Raw genomic sequence first — 19089 nt, 5'->3', positions numbered from 1 at the left:
ACTTACCCCTACCCTACTAAAACCGACACGATTCACTCGAATCTTCGGCCTAAAACGCCGTTTGCGGCTTTTCAGCGCAGGTGCTTGTCGGAAGGAATCGGACCGTGTCGGGGGGAGTCGCGTTTTTTGTCCCCGGAATTGCTCCCTTTTGTTCCCCGGTGAACAGAGATCGATTACCTTAGGAGCAGGCAAACACAATCTCGCATTCTTATGGCAAAAGTCTCCTTCCTGCTCAAGGAATCCAAGGCCGACCGGCCCACTTCCATTTTCGCTTACGTGGCTTTTGACGGCCAGCGCGTCAAGGTCTACAGCGGCCTAAAAATTCACCCCAAGCAATGGGTCAAAGCCGAGCAGCGCGCCCAGCTGCGTGGCTATCCGGCCAACGGACTGCTCAATGACGCGCTCGACTTGCTCGAGGAAAAGCTGCTCGATTCCTACGCCGAGCGCCGGGCCACTGGGGACACGCCCACGACCAAAGCGCTGCGTAAGCTCAGCCAGCCCACCGTGGAAGAGAAGCCGGCTGCTGGGGCTGCGAAGAAGATGACCTTCTGGGACTATTACGAAGAGTGGGTGGCCCTGGCCCGAGGCCACGGCAAGGCCCGCAGCGCCATGGTCTACGAGACCACCGCCCGGCACCTGCGCGCCTTTGCCGCTCAAGCCAAGACAAGCGTCAGCTTCGACTCCATCACCCCGGCCTTCGGCGACAAGTTCACTTTGTTTTTGCTCGATAAGGCAAAGCTTACCGACAACACCATCGCCAAGCAGGTGGCCACGCTCAAGCGGTTTATGAAGTACGCTTCGGACCGCGGCTTTCACGCCAGCCGCGGCTACGAGCAACTGCGCTGGAAACGGCAGGAGCCCGAAATAATGACCCTCACGGCCGAGGAGGTGCGGGCCCTGGAAGAATTGGAGCTCGCCGGCCGGCCCTACCTGGACAACGCCCGCAACTTGTTTCTGCTTTCCTGCTACACCGGCCTGCGCTACTCTGACTTGGTGGCCATTCGCCCCGAGCATTTTAGGGGTGCCACCCTGCGCATCACCACCCAGAAAACCCGCGAGGCCGTGACCGTGCCCTTGCGACCGGTAGCCCAGCGCATCGTCGAGAAGTACCTGGCCGGGGACGTGCACCCCATTACCAACCAGCGATTAAATGATTACCTAAAGGAGCTCGGTCAGCTCGCTGGCATCACCACCCCGATTGAAGTAATCAAGTACCGCGCTGGCACGCGCCACAGCACTACCCACGCCAAGTGGGAGCGGCTAGGCGTCCACACAGGTCGGCGGACCTTCGTTACCCTCTCGCTCGAGCGAGGGCTGCGGCCAGAGGTAGTAATGAAAGTCACCGGGCATCGTGACTGGAAGTCTTTTAAGCGGTATGTCAACATTACGGAGCAGACCGTGGAGAAAGAGTTTGCCCGAGCGTATGCAGATCAGGAAGTCTGAGAACGTGTGTCAGTGCATAAAGCGACCGGAAACGAATCAAGAAGCGACATGAGAAGGCAGGCAGAGCAAACTATCCGGCGAGCCTACACTGAAATTATTGGGAAATGTAGCAAGGCCTTAAACACTGCAAAAACGCCCAAACGTTACAGAAAGGCAGATTACTTGTGATTCCTTGCCCCTTTCACCTGTCGGATACCGCATGTTTGCATCGCTCTCCCACTTAAGGGAAGCAACACACGCATGCCAGAACAAGAAATACGAATATGCGGGGTGACCTACAAGGAACTACTCGATGGGTTCCGCAAGGTCGTGCATGACGAGGTCCGTGAGGCGCTGCAATCCAGCGCGCCTGCCGAGGATAACTCCCATCCTTATACCGTTGTAGAGACGGCGAAATTTTTGAACTGCACGAGGCAAACCGTGCATGAATATGTCAGAGCTGGGCGGCTCCGCGTTCACAAGCTAGGCGCTCGCTCCTACTTCTTCAAGGCCGACATCATGGCAGCTCTCCAAAACGAGAGTTATCAGCGCACACCTAAAGCCAGCCGTCATGCCCGCCGCTAACTATACAGCAGCTATAATAGCGGCACTTACTGGGAGTGAAACAGCTCCTGTCGGCAAGCATCGGCGCGTTGAAAAAATGGCGGTCGCAGCTTCTCCTCACCCATCTCCAAAGCGACGCAATGCGGCTCCGCGGGACTTCTTTATTCCTAAAGAAGTCATGGTTCTGCCTATTGGTTGGTCAGCCCGCTTAGTTCTGTCGGAGACTATTAATCTGGAACGGGTAAGCGGCGAAGTTTGGGCGAATGACCACCATTTTGTGGACCGATGTAGAATTTCCAAGCGAGCCGTTGGGAGTGCCCTTCAGGAGTTGGAACGAGCGGGACTATTGCTCCGGATAACCCGGCAAAACGCGCAACCCAAGCGTAAGCTCATCCCCTTGCTTCCTTCTGGCAGATGCAACAACGCAGCAGAAACTGAAAAAGGGCTTGTGCAGGATTTGCCCGAACCTACTGTAAACGTTGCTACAGAGCAGTGGCAACATTTGCCTAAGCCTATAGCAGATTCTGCCAAGATAAATACTCATTTAAATGGCAGGGTAAAAATCAATAAAACTCTTTCGGCTGAAACGGGGAATGAAATTATCAAATCTGCTCTCCTGCCATCCGTAGCAACGGAACCTGATGGTGCCGCTTCTTTCGAAGAATTCTGGAATAAGTATGGCAAAAAGAATGACCGATACAACTGCCAGAGGAAATGGGCGAAACTCTCAGCTTTTGACCGCTCGGCCATCTTAGCTCACGTCGATGGTTATGTAGCCGCTACCCCGGAGGTACAATATCGGAAATACCCACTTACCTATCTCACTGGCCGCAGTTGGCTTGACGAGGATTTACCGACCCAGCCCCTCGCACCGACTCTTCGAGGCGTTTGTGCCCCACCATCGCCTGATACAACTAGTTACTCACTTGTAACCCTACTTGAGCAACAAGCTAATACCCATATCAAATGAAATCCAACCAATCCCCCCTCCTGCCCACCAATCACAAGCTGGAAGCAGCGGTACTGGGCATCATGCTTCAAACAAGTGAAGCAGTAGGACATGTCATTACCTTGCTGCGAGGGAATGACGAAGTATTTCATTCCAGCGCAAACCGATTCGTGTACCGTTCGATTACCACGCTCCATGCCGAAGGACATGGTGTTGATACTCTTACTGTATCTGCTTGGTTAGAAAAGCGTGGGCTACTCAAGCGTGTTGGTGGCCATCACTACTTAGGCAATCTGGAAGTAACTGCCCCACCCACTGCGGCCCATCTGACTACGCATTGTTTGACCCTCTTAGAGCTATTTACCAAGCGTCAAATGGCCGCTATGGCCTATGAGCTCTATAGCAAGTCCACTGAGCCAACTGCTGACCCGCACGAGTTGATCAGCGAGGGCCAAGTGATGCTAAACCGTTTACACGATTGCTTACAAATCCGCAGCGCTCAAACTATAGGAAGTCTTTTTGATAGAACCATTGACCGGATTGTGAAAGCAACGCAAACCCCTGGTGGCGTAACGGGTGTGCCGACAGGCATCAACGCTTTGGATAAAATCACCGGTGGTTTTCAGCCCTCGAATCTTATCATTATAGCCGCCCGGCCCTCCATGGGGAAGAGCAGTCTGGCTTTAGCTGTAGCCCGAATGGCTGCAGGCAATGAGAATCCTTGCTTGTTTGTTTCATTGGAAATGAGCGACATTGAATTAGCAACAAAGCTTATTGGGACCGAGACCGGTCACAGTTCGTCGCAACTCTGTCGCGGAATTGATATGACTCCAGCTCAGGCAGAACAACTTCGCGTTGATGCGGGAGCTCTGCGTCATATTCCACTCATCATTGATGACAGTCCCTCTCTCAGCATTGGAGAATTAAAAGCCAAGGCGACGAAGGCCAAGCAAGAACACGGCATTAAATTGCTTGTAGTCGACTACCTGCAACTCATGAATGGTTTAAAATCCGGCAATCGAGAGCAAGAAATAAGCACCATCAGCCGGGGACTTAAAATCATCGCTAAAGAGCTGAATATTCCTGTCGTTGCCCTCTGTCAACTCTCGCGCGCTCCAGAGACTAGAGGAGGCGACAAAAAGCCCATCTTGTCAGACATGCGTGAATCAGGTGCGATTGAACAAGATGCCGACGTCGTAATATTCCCTTATCGACCTGAATACTATAAGATTGAAAAAGACGCGGCTGGCAATTCAGTTAAGGGAATTACCGAGTTAATCATCGCCAAGCATCGCAACGGTCCTTTGACCACAGTCATTGTGCAATCAGACATGACAACAGGCAAGTTCAAAGATATTGAACCAGTGAGGACTCAAAAGTTCAGTTCCACCTATGCCTAGCAGTTGGTTTTAACCTTGGTATAAACGATAAATTATAAAGTGAGCAATGCAATAATCCTTGTGGGAGGACTTGAGGCATTGCTCACCTTCGTTTCAAACCTTCTGACCTTTTAGCTTCATTACTTATCAAACGTTTCCACCATCCGGTACTGCGCGGTTGTCTCCGGGGAACGGGGTACCCGGTGGCTTTTTTCTACCCCCTGCCACTCTTGTGCAATGCGGGCCAGGGCCTCCACCCCAGTCAACCGCTCGGCCCGCACTAGATAACACCCAATGACTGTTCCCGTCCTGCCGACGCCTCCCCAGCAGTGCACAGCGGCCTTTCTGCCGGCGGCCACGCTGGTGGTCAAGGCCGCCAACACCGCCTCGAGCGTGGTGGGCTCCGGAACACTCACATCTTTAATAGGGAAACGGCGGTAGCGCACCTGTACCCCCTGCTCGGCAGCTACCGTTTGCAGAAGGTCTTCATACGGCGCCAACTCGTGGGCTTCCGTCAGGTCAACAAAGTCGGTGATGCCGGCCTGCAGCAAAGCCGTAAGCTTGACCCGGGCTTTTTCCTGATTGAGGTCACCAGGGTATTCGCAGCCGAGCACGTGGGGCGTGGCCCAGTAGCTATTCGGCAGGGGGCGGGGCAGGTGTATACAGCTAATCGCTGCTCGCTGAGCCAGGTCTTCGATGTCCACACGTCGGGCCAAGACCTGCAGCCAGGCTGCGGGAATCGCTTCCTCGCCGTAGCACAACCCGGCCAAGCCTCCGACCACGGCCCCAGTGGTGTCCGTGTCCTCGCCCAGGTTCACAGCGGCGAGCACAGTGGCCGCATAAGTCTCGTGCTGCAGCAAGCACCAGAGCGCCGCTTCGAGCGTGTGCACTACGTAGCCGCTGCTGGCAATAGCCGATTCGGGCAAAGTGACTAATTCCCCATTCAGCACGCGCTTAAACTGCTTCTTTTCCGCATCGGTAATGTGAAGCTCGGCTAGCTGAGCCGGGGCCGTTTGACACAGGTGGTTGTAGGCATCCGCTGGGTTCAACCCCTGCCGCAGATATCCCGCCATTTCCAGGTACAAGAAGCAGGCAACGGCCGAGCGCACGTGGCCGTGCGTGACGGCCGAGGCATCCGCAATGAGTTGGAAGCGAGTAGCCAAGGGGGCTTGCTCCTGGTAGAAGGCCAAGGGCAGCAGGCGCATGAGCGCGCCGTTGCCGTTACTCATCTCATCGCGCCCGCCGACCAGTGGGGATGCATCTTTATCCTGCTTCTTAAGGCGGTAAATCGCCTCGCGGGTGGTAATGCCAATGTCGAATACCCGGCCGTGGGGCGTCCATAACTGTTCATCGTACCAGCGCACGCAGTTCGCCGCCAAGCCCTGCACCGAATACCCGGCGGCCAGCGCCTCGGCCAAGCAAAAGGTTAAAGAAGCATCGTCGGACCAGGTGCCGGCCGGCTGGTGGTGGGTACCAAAGGCGCGCATGCCCGTAACGGGGTCGCGCTGGCGGGTGGCCCGGGAGGTAAACTCTACGGGCACGCCCAGGGCGTCGCCCACGGCTAAGCCCAACAGGGCCGAGCGAAACTCTGATTCAAGCTTGGGAATAGTGGACATTAACAGGGGAAAAAGTGAAGGCAACGTAAAATTGCTCTATATGCGCACAAGAGCTCACTTCCGCCAAAATTAGGGGAAGGTATAGGTTCTCGTAACACGGTTGGTACTAATGCAAAAGCCCTTACGGCATCGGCTGCGATCTTTGCTGGGCCACCTGGGCCAGCTTAGTGCGCGCGCGCATTTCTTCGCGCAACTCCCGCAGCAATTGTTCGACCGGCCGTTGCGTGAGCTCGCCCACGCGCTCAACCTCGGCGATGGTTACCCTGCCCGGGTCCTTTTCTCGTTCGCTTAACTCCTCGAGCGTCCAGCCCAAGGCTTCGGCTAGGCGCCACCGAACCAGGCCCGTGGTAGCCAGCACCGCCGCCAGCGTCACCAAGGGCACATGTTGAGGAAATTCTTGCTCGTGCAAATCATTGGCGCGCATCCGATTGATGACCAATCCACCATTGGCGGTGTAGTTTAGATACTGTTGCTCGCCATTGGGCTCTAGCACACGCTTGTCACAAGTAAGACCCCACTCTCCAGCAGCTTGACCGGGCCATTGCACAAAATAACCGTAGCCTACACAGTTGCCCTCGCTGGTTGGGCCACGATACGTTTCTGGGGCTTCGGGTAACGCCGCATAATACGCATAGGCTTCTTCGGCCCCATCCGCAGTCATGAGCACCGTTAGCGTTCCGCAATCTTGCGTAAAGACGCCGTAACACATGCGGGGCTGGGCCAGAACGAGGCGCCGGCCCTGGGCCGCCAGAGCATGATGCAAGGCCCGGTAGTCGGTGCTATACCACCCGAACCAGCCGCCCTCCTGGCCTATCTCACGCACATGGTTCTGCAAGTAGGCCGGTAAACGAATCTGCTCTAATAAGTCCTGGTCGGCGTTGGGTGCAGCTGCCCACTGGTAATAGGTCGTGCCTGACTCCCAGCACGTGTGGGGCGTAAATGGCACCGCCTCGGGCGTGAGTTCGGGCTCCTCGAGTTCCTCTACCCGGTAGCCGTACGTGTTTTCGCCCCACCGCAGGCACAAGGACGCATAGACGGGATGAGTAAACACTTCGCCCGGATGGTCGGCTATCCATGCTCGGATGGCGGTAGCGGATAATCCCGCGGCCTGCACTGCGCCGAGGTTAAGCAGGGGCTCCAAGCAGGCCTTTACATATTCGTAGCTCACCCAAAAGTTCCATGGGGAGGAGGTAGAAGTACTATAGTGTGGTTCGCCCACGCCCCGGTAGCGCCGCTGGACCAGGAAGCCCTGGTGCGAACGGGCCTGCGCAACGTACCTGACAGAACCCTGGGGAGTATGAACTTGAGCGATGGGTAGGAAAACGGGCTCTTGCATGAAGAAAGGGTTGTGGTCCGATAGGAAAATGAAAGTGACAAAGAATCCCCTGTGACGCCAGGCTAATTCTCGTCTACTTGTTTGATGTAGGTGCCTTCGATGCCCACTGCCCCTTTGTTGCTGATGACGCCCATGCCGTCCACGGTGAAGCAGATTTGGCTGGGCTGGCCGCCAACGTAAATGATGCCGTTTTCGACGGAGTAGTCCATGGCCATGTCTCCGTTCAAGGGCACGGTCATGATGAATTTGGTTTCCGTCAGGTGCAACTTCTGCACCGCTAGCGTCGCCGTGCTACCCGGGTTGTAGCGGTAATAGGTGCCGGCCAAGCGGTGCTTGATTATGGATTGACAGCCGCAGAAGGCAAGGAAGACCAGCACGACAAGAACGCAGTAAACAGGTTTAAACATAGCGAAAAAGGTAAAACCCAGCCCTTGCTGCGGCTCCTCACAAAGTTACCATCGTTCTCGCAAACATATCGCATACGATATGATAAAAGCTCTTCGGCCGGCGGTCCTTCGGGGCAGTGAAAAACTCGGCCCTCCTGCATGCATTTGGCGAGCACCTGCGGGCGCTGCGCAAGCTGCGCGGGCTGAGCCAACAAGCCCTAGCCGATGAAGCCGACATCAGTTGGCCCACTGTGCAGCGCGTGGAGGCGGGCAGCCAAAGCGCCACGCTGGAAGTGCTCGCCGCTCTGGCCCAAGCGCTGGGGATTTCTCTTAAGGAGCTGGTAGACTTTCCCGCGGCAGAAGCTCAAAACATTCAGGGTAGAGTTGACCTTGGGTAAGGCTCGAGAGGTCGACAAATAGTGCTTCATGGCATATTCTGCCCATGCCGTATGTATACGGCAAAGCTTGACGTATATTTACGGCAAGCACTCTTTTATTATGACCCACGCTAAATCTGCAGCCTTTCCCCTCCCCCAGCAACGGACGGCCCATCTAGCCCAGGCCCTGACTCATCCGGCCCGCCTAGCAATTTTACAGCTGCTCGCCGATCGGCGGCGCCGATTCGCCGGCGAGATCTGCGCGGCTCTGCCTCTGGCCCGAACCACCGTGTCTCAGCACCTAGTGGCGCTGCGCAAACTTGGGCTGTTGCGCGCACAGGCCCAGGGGCTCACCTTAACGTACTGGCTCGACACGGTGGTCATGGGCGAACTGGTGCGCCAAGTGGGTGGCTTTTTGGCGGAACTGGCTTTCTGCCCGCTCTGCCGGAGTAAAACGGGCTGTGGCTGCGGCCCGTTGGGGGTTAAAATATGAGAAAGGACGCGTACAGCTGCTCCCCGCAACCCACTCGAAACTACCAGAAAAAAGCGCCTTGTGCTGTGCGTACAGCAACAGGGCCAATCTTTACTAAATTTCTTATATTATATCTTGACTATCAGTCTGTAATCTACCCGTTATGCTAGTTAGCGTCTCGGCGCCCAATACCAGTGCGATTGTAACGTCGTTTTGGGGTGCGACTTTGCAACTTCCACCTACGTGGGGGCACTTATTAGCGTCTTTTGCATGCAATGTTTTGCAACACGCAACCGCCCCCCGCTGAATTTGCGCCATCCGGCCCGACCGTGGAAATACTATAGATGCCGGCTGCTACTCTACGGGCCGCTGGCCCCGGGCCACCAGCAGCCGGTTGAGCGGCGTGCCCGCGCGCAACAACGGGCGCAGCTGGGCCCAGGTCAGGGTGACGGTATACGCATAGTTGGGCTCGTCTTCGGGCGCGGTCTGGTAGGTGGCTTGCCAGCCCGTGGGCGTTAGCGCAAAGCCTTCGTCGGGCAGCGGCAGCAGCTCCGCGTCCAGGCCTAACTCGGCCGCGAAAGCGGGGTCCCCGCGTCGGAGCTCGCGCGTGATCAGGCGCTGCACGGTGGCCGGCCCGCCGGGCCGCAGCAACGCCAGCAAGTCAATTGGCTGGCCCGTACGCAGATCGTACACGACGTTGTCCCAGCTGTGCTGCGCGTGGCGCAAGTCGACGACGCCCTCGACCGTGTACGTGCCGTAGGCCAGCAGGTCCTGCTCGTTGAGCGTGACGGCCAGCGACTGGTTGTAGACCGTGGCAAAGTCCTGCCGGCTGGCCACCTGGCCCAGGGGATGCCGCGCGCGTCGACGACGCGCGGGCCCCGGGCATTGCAGCCGCGCCAGGGCGGGGCGGAGCGTGTCGGGGCCGAGCAGGTGCAGGTAGGTGACTTCCACGTAGGCGCGGGCCGGCTCGCCGTGCGCGCTCAGGCCGCGGCCGCCGGCGGTGGTCTCGGTCAAGAGTTCGTAGCGCACGGCCCCGGTGTAGTCCTCGCGCAGGGCAAAAGGCTGCGACGGGGCCTGGGGGCTCGCCTTGCAGGTGCCGCTCAGCACCGGTCCGAGCGGCTGCGTGGCCCGCCACCGGGGCCACTGGCCCGGGTCTGCTTCTACTCCGAGCGTAAGGGGGCTAGCGGGCAAGAAGAGGCCCACCGGACGCAGCGTTTGCTCTTCGCCCGTGACCCAGTCGTAGCTGCGGCCAAACAAGTCGAGCTGGTGCCCCTTGGGCAGGCCGCTCAGGCGTCGAAACGAGAGCTCGACGAGCACCGGCCGGCCGGCTACCTGCCCGCGGTACCGGCGGTACTGCTCCTGCCCGGGGCGAGGCAGCGCCGCCGGCGCCGGGGGGGCAGCCGCCGTGCCCGCCCAGAGCAGGCTAGCGGCCAGGATGCAGCGCGGGAGAAGATAAGAGGCCACCATAGCGAAAGGGGCGAAGTTACGCCCGTGGCCTTTGGCCGCTGCGGATACCGAGCTGGGGTAGTCCCCGTACGGTCCGGGGCAAATGCTGCCGCGGATTAATTGTCTAGCGCGCCTGGTACGCCTCGGCTCCTTATGGGGCTAGACCGGGATGCAAATCCGATTTACGAAACGAGGGATTACCTCTTTACTCAACGCAGCGAATGAGCATGTTTTGGGTGTCGGCCACGTACAGCCGCCCGCGGGCGTCGACGGCCACCCCAAACGGAAACGCGAACCGAGCCGCGTCGCCGGTTCCGTCCTGGCTGCCCCACCCGAGCGGGTGCCCGGCCAGGGTGCTCACCTGCCCGTCGGGGGTTAGGTGCCGAATGGTCGAGTTCACGTAGTCCGCCACGTACAGGTGCCCCTGCCCGTCCACGGCGACGCCGCTCGGGGTCCGAAAGCGCGCGGCCGGTCCCAGCCCATCGGCGGAGCCCTTTTTTCGCGCCGCCCCGGCCAGGGTGCTCACCTCCCCCGCCGGCGTGATTTTGCGCACGGTCTGGTTGCCGTTGTCGGCCACGTAGAGCGCGCCGTCCGCGTCCACGGCCACGCCGGACGGGTGGAAAAAGCGGGCCTGCGCCCCGGGCCCCTCGCCGGCGCCCTTTTGGCCGGGAGAACCGGCCAGGGTCGTTACCGTCCCACTGGGCGAAATCCGTCGAATGGTGTGGTTGTACGTATCGGCCACGTACACCGTGCCGTCGGCCCCGACCGCGAGGCCGTGGGGGGCGTTGAACAGTGCCTGCGGGGCCGCCCCGTCCACCCGTCCGGCCCGACCGGCTTGGCCCGCCACGGTGCTGACGAGCCCGGCGGGGGTCACCTTGCGCAGGGTGTGGTTGCCGGCATCGGCGACGTACACGTTGCCCTGCGCGTCCAGGGCCAGGCCCTCGGGATGCGCAAAGCGGGCCGTGGCGCCCAGCCCGTCCGCCTGGCCCTTCTGCCCGAGCGCGCCGGCCAGGGTGGTAACCACGCCTGCGGCAGTGATCCGCCGAATGGCGTGGTTTTCGGTGTCGGCAACGTAGACCGCGCCGTCGGCCCCCACGACCACCCCGTGGGGGGACTTAAACCGGGCTGTCGGGCCCACGCCGTCGATGCTGCCGGCTTGCTTGGGGGCGCCGGCCAGGGTCGACACCGTGCCGGAATTTGCGGGCTGGCCACTCGCTGCCCAGGGCCGGGCGAGGAGCAGGCCCCAGAGGACTATATATCGGCAGTAAGCGAAGATGTTCGTCTCGGCGGGCGCGGGGGCCGTCCTGTATCGGATCATGGCGGACAAAGAAACGGCATCTAGGTGAATGACCTAGGTACGAGTGCCGGTCGGCCAAATAGTCGTGGTGGTTGCGGGCCTAGGCACGTGCCTCTCAAGGCCACGAGCTTAGTCTCCTAGACAGGCGTCCAACCCTGTTTCCTGCTATAGCCCGTGACCGACGAATTCAAAAAAGGGTCGAAATGTCACGTATCGGCAGTTCCCTACCCTTATGCAACCTCCCAGCGACACCAGCCAACCAAGGCTCTGCGCCCCGCCCACGTCTTGGCACCGATAGCTGAGCGGCCTTTGTAAGGCTTTTATTAAGGAATTAAATAAAGCACATTTTTAATTTGTTTTTATCAATAATATTTATACCTTTCCGGTCATTTCTTCTCAAGTTATTATCTACCGCATGAAGCATTGTTTACCCTTTCTTTTGGGGTGCGCCTGGCTTTGGCCACATGCCGCTGGGGCCTTTGACTCCAAAGCACACGACATCATCGAAGCCCAGGCCTACTTGAACATCCTGCGGGGCCACAGCAAGTATTTAAAGCCACCCTACTGCCAATCAGCGCTCTCGGGGGTTTCTATCGTCGACTCCTTAATCGCCTGGCACGCCATGGACCCGCCCAAGGAGGTGAAAAGGTACCAATGGCAGGTACTGGGGAATTTGCCCGAAGTCCGCTCCGGGGACATGGATTTTGTGTTAAACCGGCAGTTCAGCGACAACGGCCAGGCCTTTCATTTCATGGCCACGCCTGAAGACTTATCTCGGGATACAACAGTGCATCCCGTAGTCAAAGCGCCGCCACACTTGTTGCTCAGCGCTCTGGATCGGTGTCGCAATACGCTGACAGCCGTCTTCAAAAAACTAGTTACCAACAGCACCCAATCCGAGCGCATCGTCCAGCATAGTCAGTTGGTTAGCGATGATTTTTACGCTCTAATTCATAGCCTTGTTGATTCATACTCCCGGGCTCACGTGCAGCGCACAGCCGACGCCCGCCACATTCAATACCTCAAGCCCTGGACGCTGGTTACCGGCCGGATTGGCCGCACTTTTGCGCCATATCAGCACCAATTTCCTGATGAATTTGACGGGGAATACCTGTTGGGCAACCTTCCGAAGCCAGGCGTAGACGATACGCAAAAAGGGCATAAGAACGGCAAGAAGGACCGGCAATTGGGGCCCCTGCTGCATCCAGAAAAGAAATGGTATTCCCCAGGAGCTTATCAGCGGGACGCAAGCAAGCGGCAAATCATTGACTGCACGGACAGTAACAACTTAAACCCTTACCAGTACTCATCCGACTGCTTGTCTCCCTTGGGCCGAGCTGCCCAGGACGCGGTCGAGGATTTCGTGGTTACCACGTACTTCGAACTGAAAGCAAAAAGAGCCCGACAGACCCCCGCCGTGGTTAACCCGGAGATGATGTGGGAGAAATTTCAGGCGCGCCATTTCTCCGTCGACCCGGCTATCGACCTAGCCTCACTGGCTCTCGCTAGCACCACTGCCGGCCAAGCGCCGAACACGCAGATCTACCAGGAACGCCGCCCGGGCATACAAGTCGCCGTTTCGGGCAGCTATCCGCTGGGTATTGGCCTCGGAGCCTCGATTGATTTGCTACAGTTTCGGGCTTTTGCCTTAGGACCGGTGCTGGGAGTACGTCGCTTAGCCGGCCAGCCGGGCGCGGAAATTGACTACGGCGTGGGCTTCCGGGTGCCGCTATCCGAAGGATTCAGTTTTCGGGTGAATCCATTCGTGGTGCGCACAGACTTAGGCGATGGCGAGCGCCTGCCCATTGCCGAGGCCAGTTACCAACTGGAATATTATCCCAACATCCGGCATAAAAACGGCCAGCCGGTAAGCGCGGCCGTACCCCAATTTTTTCGCCTGGAGCTGCCCCGGTTCGTGTACTCCGAAGGCTACCACCGCAAGTTCTTGAGTTTGGGGGTCGGCTGGGATTTTGGGCAGTCAACGGGGGTACCTGTCTACGCTCAGAGCATGCGCAAGCGAATTCATGCCTGGGAGAACCGCACCAATCCGCAGGTACCTAGCATGCAAACCATCACCACCGCCCGGCTCGGCCGCACGAGCACCAAGATTTGGTGGATTTTTCAAGGCGCCTACGGAGCCCGGGGAACGGCCGGCAACTTCTCGCCTTTTTTGGGCGGCGAACTTGCCTGGGATCGCAACGGAGCCGGGGAGCGAACCGGCATGGGCTACGGCTTAATGGGTAAGGTTGCCTGGCAAAACATTGCCCGCGCCTATCACAATAGCGCTTTTCCCCTTATCCAGATCGGGCCGACCGTGCGCGTAAAACCTTTGGGGCTGCCCTTGCTGCTCGAGCCCCTGACGTATACGCGGGCCCTGAGCACGGGCACCCCGGCCCAGGACATCCCGCGCATTTATCGGCGGGAAGACGTGCAGGGGACCCTGGCCATCGCCTTGCCCGTGGGCAACGCCGAGTTCCTGGTGGAACTGCTGCGCTACTCCTACGGCGATAAGATTTTGCTGCAGCGGCGATGGATGCCGGCGGGTTTCCGCCTGGGTTACGCTTTTTAAAGTCGTGACATCTACCGGGGACTAGCGCTCCACAACTCGTTGCCATTCTACCTCTTTGCCTTTTTCTGCCATGGCTTTCTCTACCACCACCCCCGCGTACACTTTGTTCCTGGGCCTGGCATTAGTCAGCTGCACCCGCAGCATTCCGGGCATTCGCACCCACTACCCGGTTGACCCCTCGCGTCAAGGCTACGTGGACTTCCACAACCACATCACGATGAAACCTTTCGTGACCAAGGTGGAAATTCCTGCAACGACTCCCGAGCAAGCCGCCGCGGCCGCCTTGCTGCAGGCCGCCCGGCAAAGCCCCGATACCCTGGCCTGGTCCATGCGCAACACCCCGGGCGAGCTCCGTTTTAAAAAGGAAGGCGACTTCTCCGATTTCTCGGGTTATCGGCAGTCCAACTGGGGCGCGCTGGGAACCTATCGCCTGGTGTGCACCTCGCTGTACGCGTACGAGCGGGGCCTGGTCGACGATAAGCACTGGGGGAACCGTGTCTTTAAAAAGGCCGCGAGCAACTTTGGCATTAGCATGCCGAAGCCTCATGCCCGGCTGGTCCAAAACAAGTACCTAACGGCCTTCGACGAGCTTCAGGCCGAATACGCCTTTACCCAGCGGCAAGCCCGCACCGATCCCCAGCATCCTGAGCAGGGCCCGAAAATCGTGCTCGTTACTGCAGCCAAGGACATTCAGCAGCTGCAGCCCGGCCAGACGGGCGTCGTCTTCAGCATCGAAGGAGGGCACGCTCTCTTTGGCAATGGCCCGCGCCTGGAAAATCGCCTGCTGCTGCACAACACTACCCTGGCGGACGCGGAGGGGCTCCGGCAAAACATTGCAACCTTAAAGCGTTGGGAGCACCCCGTGCTGTTTGTGACGCTTTCGCACTTGATTTGGAACAAGCTCGCCGGCCACGGCAAGGGCACGGACATCGAAGGCGGCCTGGGGGTCGTTCTGCACAGCTTATTTGGCTCGCGCAAAGTCCGCGCCGGAGCGAACGCCATGCCCGCGACCGGCACTACCGGCATCTCTGGCTTTTCCCAAGATGATCCCCTGCCCCTAGCCGTGCCGTACGATAACGGCTTAACGGGCAGCATTTACAATGATCCCCGAGGACTGGGCAAACTGGTCATCGATTCTCTGCTGAGCCGCCACGGCGGCCGACGCATCTTGCTGGACATGCGCCACTCCGGCCTTAAAACCCGCCTCGAATACTACGCCCTCGTCGCCCAGCGACGAGTCGCGGGCGATACCATCCCCATTATGGTTTCCCACGCGGCCATGAGCGGCAAGAGCCTGCGCTTCGCCCTGGCCACGGCCCTGCGGCCGTTGGCCGACGATTACGCCGAGTTCAAGAACCCAGCGAAGTATTATAAAGAGCTTGAAGAATGGTACGCAGATGAAACGGGCACTCGCCTTGATTCAAATTCTCAACGCGTCAATCCTGGGTGGATGCGCGTTCCCTGGAAATTTGAGCGCTCCCCTTTTCTGCGCATAGCGCGAGCAGGCTTTATCATTGACGGGAAACCCCACTACTACCGGGATTTTTTCAAGCACCAACCCAATCGCCAGGATACGCTTTCCTACCTGCGAGTTGCAGAAATCCCCACAATCGGCCAGCGCCGGGCCGGCTTCTTTCAGCCCTCGAGTATCAATTTAGCCGACGATGAAATCGACATTATCTGCCGTTCCGGGGGCATCATTGGTTTAACCGTTGAACAGCGCGGCTTAGGTACCCGCTTGCCTCAGGCGCAAGCTCAAGCAGACAGTGTGCACCAGGCCCTGCGCGCGCGCTTGGCCTCGGAACGAGTGCCCCTGCCCAAGGGCGTTGACCAGAATGGCTTTATTAACCGCTTTTTGGCGGCGGCCCCATTCGTACGCAACCTCGCCCACCTGGTGCGCTCGGCCTCGCCCCAGAGCGACGTCTGGCGTCACATCGCCATCGGCACCGACTTTGACGGCATCGTCAACCCCATCGACTACTTCCACACTTCCGACCGGCTGCCCGAACTCGAGCAATTCGTGTTCGACCACTTCGATTTGTACGACGAGCTCTACCGCTTCGGCCTCGGTGCTGCCCTGGCCAACACCCCCTCGGGCCGGCCTTACTCCAAGCAGCAAGCCCTGCGGCAGTTGTTTTCGGAAAATGGCACCGCTTTTATCACCAAACACTACCCCGTTCGCTAAAATAGCAAGGTCCGGATCCGAAATCCGTTCCTTGCCCGGGTCCTATTTTCCACTTTTTTTACTCTCCCCGTGCCTGCTACCTGCCCCTTTGCCGCGCCCTTGTTTCCGGCTACTTTGATTCGGATAAGCCTAGCGTTACTGGGCAGCCTGCTGGTGCTCAGCTGCCGCTGCACCGACGTGACTCGCCCCCTGCAGCCGGGAACCCAAACGCCTGTTGACCTTAATATCCTCACCCACCGGGTGCTGCAAATCAGCGGCGACGGGCGAATTCTCCCCAAGCTCAAAGGGCTTACCCGGGAAAGCAAAAGGCGATTCGCTGGGAAATACGAGAGCAAGGAAACCACCGAAGGGGCCTACCTCCGGGAGATGTTCGCTGAATTGCGTCAGCGCCAGCCGCGGCACATCATTGTCTTATCCCACGGGGGCCTGGCCACGTTTAAAGCCGGCTTGAACCGCGCCGTGCGCGTCGAGCAAGATAACACGCTTAAGCTCTGGCGGCCGAACGCCGATACGGCATTTTTGTACCTCAACTGGAATGCGGGCTTTTTTTCCACCTACGGTGAACACCTGATCACCAACCAAGGGCAGGTACAACCCCTGCGTCGTCCGCTCTACGCCCTGTACGGACTGGGCATTTTAGCGCCCTTACACCTAGCCACCGACCTGGGCCGGGCCGCCGTAAAATTTCCACTTAACGCCCTGCAGTACGCTACCGAGCCGGCCCTGTTCTCTATTGGGCTGAACCGGCCGTCAAACTTTTACAAATTTGGCGGCACGCAGCGCAACAAGCAGGTTCATTCGGTCAACCTGATTAGCGAGCGCTTGCGGCAGGATTACCTAAACCACCGCGGCAGGACTGACTCTACCTTGCAAATTTCCATGGGGGAGAACCGCAGCAAGGGCGCTTTCTACTACCACGTGGTGCAGCCCGTGCTATGGCTTCCATCGCGCCTGGCTACCCTAGCGCTGGGCGAAGCCGTGGGTCGGCCCGCCTGGCGGTCCATGCTGCGGCGGACGCAGACCATGTTCCACCGGCCGGTAGCTGATGAATTCTCCGCGGTGCCGCTTGCCGCCCAGCCCTCGAAGCGACTCGTCGCCCAGGCGAGTCGTCGGGAGCGAAACACCCGCTATTTATCCCAGCCCGGCGTGGTATTGCAGTTTGTCGACAGTCTGGAAGCCTACCGCAAGTGGCGAACCCGGCAGGAACCGGCCGCCGCGCGGGCCGGCGCCACCGTGACCCTTATGGGCCACAGCATGGGGTGCATCGTCATGAAAAACATTTTGCAGGAATCGTTGCTGCAGCCCCGGGAGCGACGGTTGCAATGCGACCACATCGTGTTCATGGCTGCGGCGTGCTCGCTACAGGATTTTCGCTACGCCGTGGCTCCTTACCTGCAGCAGCACGCCCAGACCCGCTTTTATAACCTAACCTTGCACCCCTACCGGGAGATCACCGAGAACATGATCGGCGATTACACCATTCCCTCCCTGCTGCGGCTTCCCCTCGATGGCTCCCTACCAGTGATGATCGACCGGCTCTTTACCGACCCACTCACGCTCAACGAGCGCACCCTGGGTCGCTGGCATAATTTTGTGTTGGCGGCGGCCGACAGCACGTTCCTACCCGCCTCTATTCGGGGCCGGGTAACGATCAAAGCCTTCGGTTCCGGTTCGCGGCTCGAGCTAGGCCCTCAGATTCACGGGGACTTTGGCAGCCCCCGATTGGCGGAAAAGAACTGCGACGTTTTTTATCCCCACCGCTTCTGGACTCGAAAATTTCGGGAGGCGGAGTAAGACAGCGGCCTACCGCCCGGGCACGTTAGCCCGGGGCTGGGCCAGGGTTTCGACCAGGGTGTGAATCTTATACGGAACCGACTTCTGCTTCCAAACGGGATGGGCAAATCCCAACATGTGCATGTACTCGTGCGCGAAGTGGGCGGCCAGGGCCGCCGTATCCCGCTTCGCCGCGTAGACACTCAGTCACTGCGGGCACACCGCGGCTACGCCAGTACCCGCGCCGTCCAAGCCGATGGTTCCCTGTAATGAACCGGGTTCGCAGGCCTTCATCCAGAACGCGCCGTCCTCGGCCAGCGTAATCGTGCGCAGCCGCAGGTCCACTACCCGTCTTGCCCTCCTGCACTTCGTGAGCGGCCATAATTCGGGCATAAATCTGGGCAGGGCGCAGGTACTGAGCGTGCCGATACTCGTTGGCTTCCACCTCTTGCCGGAAGGCCTCGGAGTTCAGAACTCGCTCGAGCTTGCCCGCTGCGGCCCGCGCAAATCCTTCGTGCGCACCATACCTAATCAACTCGTGAATGACCACGCGCACTCGTTGATCGGACTCATTTCTCGGAGGACTACTAGTGTTCCTGGAACTGGTCGGCGATGGGGCCGGCGCTTGGGTATTGATTCCGAACTCAACCAGGCCTCTTCTAGGGGCTTGGTTATTATGCTCCCAAATTTTTGCTATACCAACTCCCCCACGACCTGCTTGAGCGCAGAGGTGCCTTGCCAACTGCGCAGATTGGTTTTGATCGCCTCCGCCGGCTCCCGGCCGCTACGACTGGTCAGCTCGGCGTACAGCTCCACTAGCTTCTTGGTGTTGCGCAAGGGCGCCGCGGGTAACTCCGGTAGCAGGTTGTTTAATACTTGCAATAGGGCGTCGTCCGTGGTCGCGTCGATGGCGCGGGCTTGCTGCAGGTTGTCAGCCAGGCGCTGCACCGGCACGAATTCGTGGGCCAGAAAGCGCCCGAGGATCGTGCCCAACGCGGCGGGGTCGAGCCGCCCCGTGGTGCAGGCCAAAAGGAAGACTTCCAAGGCCAGGGCCCGGCACGCCGGCACCTTGTGCATCAAACCCAGGGCTAGCAACAGGGTGGTAGGCTCCCGAAACCCGGGGCCGGGGCCGAGCAGCTCCTGCAGGGCCGCTTGCACCACGTCCCGCTCGGTGGACTCCAGCCCGTCGGCCCAGGCGGCGGGGCGCACCACGTGCCAGTGCAAGGGCGACGGGTTGTGGGGATTACGCTGGCCACGAAGCGGTAGTCGTGGGGTAGCACCCACCCGGCGTGGCCCATGGCCCGGAAGCGGGCGTGCT

General features: G+C 59.1%; 16 protein-coding genes. 10 read left to right on the top strand and 6 right to left on the bottom strand.

Features of this window, described 5'->3' with window-relative positions:
• The first annotated feature begins 210 nt into the window (after positions 1-210).
• From BMZ66_RS12575 to dnaB, 4 genes are all read left to right on the top strand, one after another.
• Positions 211-1443 carry a site-specific integrase gene (locus BMZ66_RS12575; protein WP_092673586.1) on the top strand — a complete coding sequence of 411 codons (1233 nt, stop codon included), beginning with the start codon at positions 211-213 and terminating at the stop codon, positions 1441-1443.
• Between the two features lie 240 nt (positions 1444-1683).
• Positions 1684-2007, top strand: a complete 324-nt coding sequence (locus BMZ66_RS12570) for a helix-turn-helix domain-containing protein (protein WP_092673583.1) — start codon at positions 1684-1686, stop codon at positions 2005-2007.
• A complete protein-coding gene (locus BMZ66_RS25130) occupies positions 1994-2956 on the top strand; it encodes an LvrA C-terminal domain-related protein (RefSeq protein WP_143080186.1) in 963 nt (320 codons plus the stop codon). The genes BMZ66_RS12570 and BMZ66_RS25130 overlap by 14 nt, the downstream gene beginning before the upstream one ends.
• Entirely contained in the window at positions 2953-4335 is a 1383-nt protein-coding gene (dnaB, locus tag BMZ66_RS12565; RefSeq protein WP_092673580.1) for a replicative DNA helicase, read from the top strand. The genes BMZ66_RS25130 and dnaB overlap by 4 nt, the downstream gene beginning before the upstream one ends.
• A 119-nt stretch (positions 4336-4454) precedes the next feature.
• On the opposite strand, the gene BMZ66_RS25550 is transcribed toward dnaB, so the two are convergent.
• From BMZ66_RS25550 to BMZ66_RS12550, 3 genes are all read right to left on the bottom strand, one after another.
• A complete protein-coding gene (locus BMZ66_RS25550) occupies positions 4455-5930 on the bottom strand; it encodes an ADP-ribosylglycohydrolase family protein (RefSeq protein ID WP_177204711.1) in 1476 nt (491 codons plus the stop codon).
• 121 nt (positions 5931-6051) lie between these two features.
• Entirely contained in the window at positions 6052-7266 is a 1215-nt protein-coding gene (locus tag BMZ66_RS12555; protein WP_092673577.1) for a hypothetical protein, read from the bottom strand.
• Positions 7267-7328: 62 nt separating this feature from the next.
• Positions 7329-7673: a hypothetical protein gene (locus tag BMZ66_RS12550; RefSeq protein ID WP_143080185.1), complete on the bottom strand. Its 345-nt coding sequence runs from the start codon at positions 7671-7673 to the stop codon at positions 7329-7331.
• 116 nt (positions 7674-7789) lie between these two features.
• Between BMZ66_RS12550 and BMZ66_RS12545 the strand changes: the two genes are divergently transcribed.
• Both BMZ66_RS12545 and BMZ66_RS26255 read left to right on the top strand, forming a co-directional pair.
• Positions 7790-8050, top strand: coding sequence for a helix-turn-helix domain-containing protein (locus BMZ66_RS12545; protein WP_092673571.1), 261 nt, complete (start codon positions 7790-7792; stop codon positions 8048-8050).
• Between the two features lie 28 nt (positions 8051-8078).
• Positions 8079-8522, top strand: coding sequence for an ArsR/SmtB family transcription factor (locus tag BMZ66_RS26255; RefSeq protein ID WP_092673568.1), 444 nt, complete (start codon positions 8079-8081; stop codon positions 8520-8522).
• 333 nt (positions 8523-8855) lie between these two features.
• Here BMZ66_RS26255 and BMZ66_RS12535 read toward each other — a convergent pair whose 3' ends face one another.
• On the bottom strand, positions 8856-9968 hold the full coding sequence (locus BMZ66_RS12535; protein ID WP_092673565.1) for a hypothetical protein: 1113 nt from the start codon (positions 9966-9968) through the stop codon (positions 8856-8858).
• A 184-nt stretch (positions 9969-10152) separates the two neighbouring features.
• Entirely contained in the window at positions 10153-11265 is a 1113-nt protein-coding gene (locus BMZ66_RS12530; protein ID WP_092673562.1) for an NHL repeat-containing protein, read from the bottom strand.
• 964 nt (positions 11266-12229) lie between these two features.
• Here BMZ66_RS12530 and BMZ66_RS12525 point away from each other — a divergent pair.
• The 4 genes from BMZ66_RS12525 to BMZ66_RS25545 all read left to right on the top strand — a co-directional run bounded on the left by BMZ66_RS12525 (position 12230) and on the right by BMZ66_RS25545 (position 18041).
• Positions 12230-13813 carry a hypothetical protein gene (locus tag BMZ66_RS12525; RefSeq protein WP_143080184.1) on the top strand — a complete coding sequence of 528 codons (1584 nt, stop codon included), beginning with the start codon at positions 12230-12232 and terminating at the stop codon, positions 13811-13813.
• Between the two features lie 70 nt (positions 13814-13883).
• Positions 13884-15998 carry an amidohydrolase family protein gene (locus tag BMZ66_RS12520; protein ID WP_092673556.1) on the top strand — a complete coding sequence of 705 codons (2115 nt, stop codon included), beginning with the start codon at positions 13884-13886 and terminating at the stop codon, positions 15996-15998.
• Between the two features lie 69 nt (positions 15999-16067).
• Complete coding sequence (locus BMZ66_RS12515) at positions 16068-17792, top strand: hypothetical protein (protein ID WP_092673553.1); 1725 nt, start codon at positions 16068-16070, stop codon at positions 17790-17792.
• A gap of 99 nt (positions 17793-17891) precedes the next feature.
• Complete coding sequence (locus BMZ66_RS25545) at positions 17892-18041, top strand: hypothetical protein (protein ID WP_177204709.1); 150 nt, start codon at positions 17892-17894, stop codon at positions 18039-18041.
• Positions 18042-18464: 423 nt separating this feature from the next.
• On the opposite strand, the gene BMZ66_RS12510 is transcribed toward BMZ66_RS25545, so the two are convergent.
• Positions 18465-19055, bottom strand: a complete 591-nt coding sequence (locus tag BMZ66_RS12510; protein WP_262507575.1) for a DUF7825 domain-containing protein — start codon at positions 19053-19055, stop codon at positions 18465-18467.
• Between the last annotated feature and the right edge of the window lie 34 nt (positions 19056-19089).

The sequence above is a fragment of the Hymenobacter arizonensis genome (genome assembly GCF_900115775.1).
In the GTDB taxonomy this organism is placed as follows: Bacteria; Bacteroidota; Bacteroidia; order Cytophagales; family Hymenobacteraceae; genus Hymenobacter; species Hymenobacter arizonensis.
The sequence above is the reverse complement of the archived record's forward strand: the minus strand, read 5'-3'. Positions and strand labels throughout refer to the sequence as shown.

Bases quoted from the DNA above. Each gene is read 5' to 3' on its own strand.
- BMZ66_RS26255 (WP_092673568.1), top strand. From the start codon at position 8,079: ATGGCATATTCTGCCCATGCCGTATGTATACGGCAAAGCTTGACGTAT.
- BMZ66_RS25130 (WP_143080186.1), top strand. From the start codon at position 1,994: ATGCCCGCCGCTAACTATACAGCAGCTATAATAGCGGCACTTACTGGG.
- BMZ66_RS12535 (WP_092673565.1), bottom strand. From the start codon at position 9,968: ATGGTGGCCTCTTATCTTCTCCCGCGCTGCATCCTGGCCGCTAGCCTG.
- BMZ66_RS12520 (WP_092673556.1), top strand. From the start codon at position 13,884: ATGGCTTTCTCTACCACCACCCCCGCGTACACTTTGTTCCTGGGCCTG.
- BMZ66_RS12530 (WP_092673562.1), bottom strand. From the start codon at position 11,265: ATGATCCGATACAGGACGGCCCCCGCGCCCGCCGAGACGAACATCTTC.
- BMZ66_RS12570 (WP_092673583.1), top strand. From the start codon at position 1,684: ATGCCAGAACAAGAAATACGAATATGCGGGGTGACCTACAAGGAACTA.
- BMZ66_RS12575 (WP_092673586.1), top strand. From the start codon at position 211: ATGGCAAAAGTCTCCTTCCTGCTCAAGGAATCCAAGGCCGACCGGCCC.
- BMZ66_RS25545 (WP_177204709.1), top strand. From the start codon at position 17,892: ATGGGCAAATCCCAACATGTGCATGTACTCGTGCGCGAAGTGGGCGGC.
- BMZ66_RS12555 (WP_092673577.1), bottom strand. From the start codon at position 7,266: ATGCAAGAGCCCGTTTTCCTACCCATCGCTCAAGTTCATACTCCCCAG.
- BMZ66_RS12550 (WP_143080185.1), bottom strand. From the start codon at position 7,673: ATGTTTAAACCTGTTTACTGCGTTCTTGTCGTGCTGGTCTTCCTTGCC.
- BMZ66_RS25550 (WP_177204711.1), bottom strand. From the start codon at position 5,930: ATGTCCACTATTCCCAAGCTTGAATCAGAGTTTCGCTCGGCCCTGTTG.
- dnaB (WP_092673580.1), top strand. From the start codon at position 2,953: ATGAAATCCAACCAATCCCCCCTCCTGCCCACCAATCACAAGCTGGAA.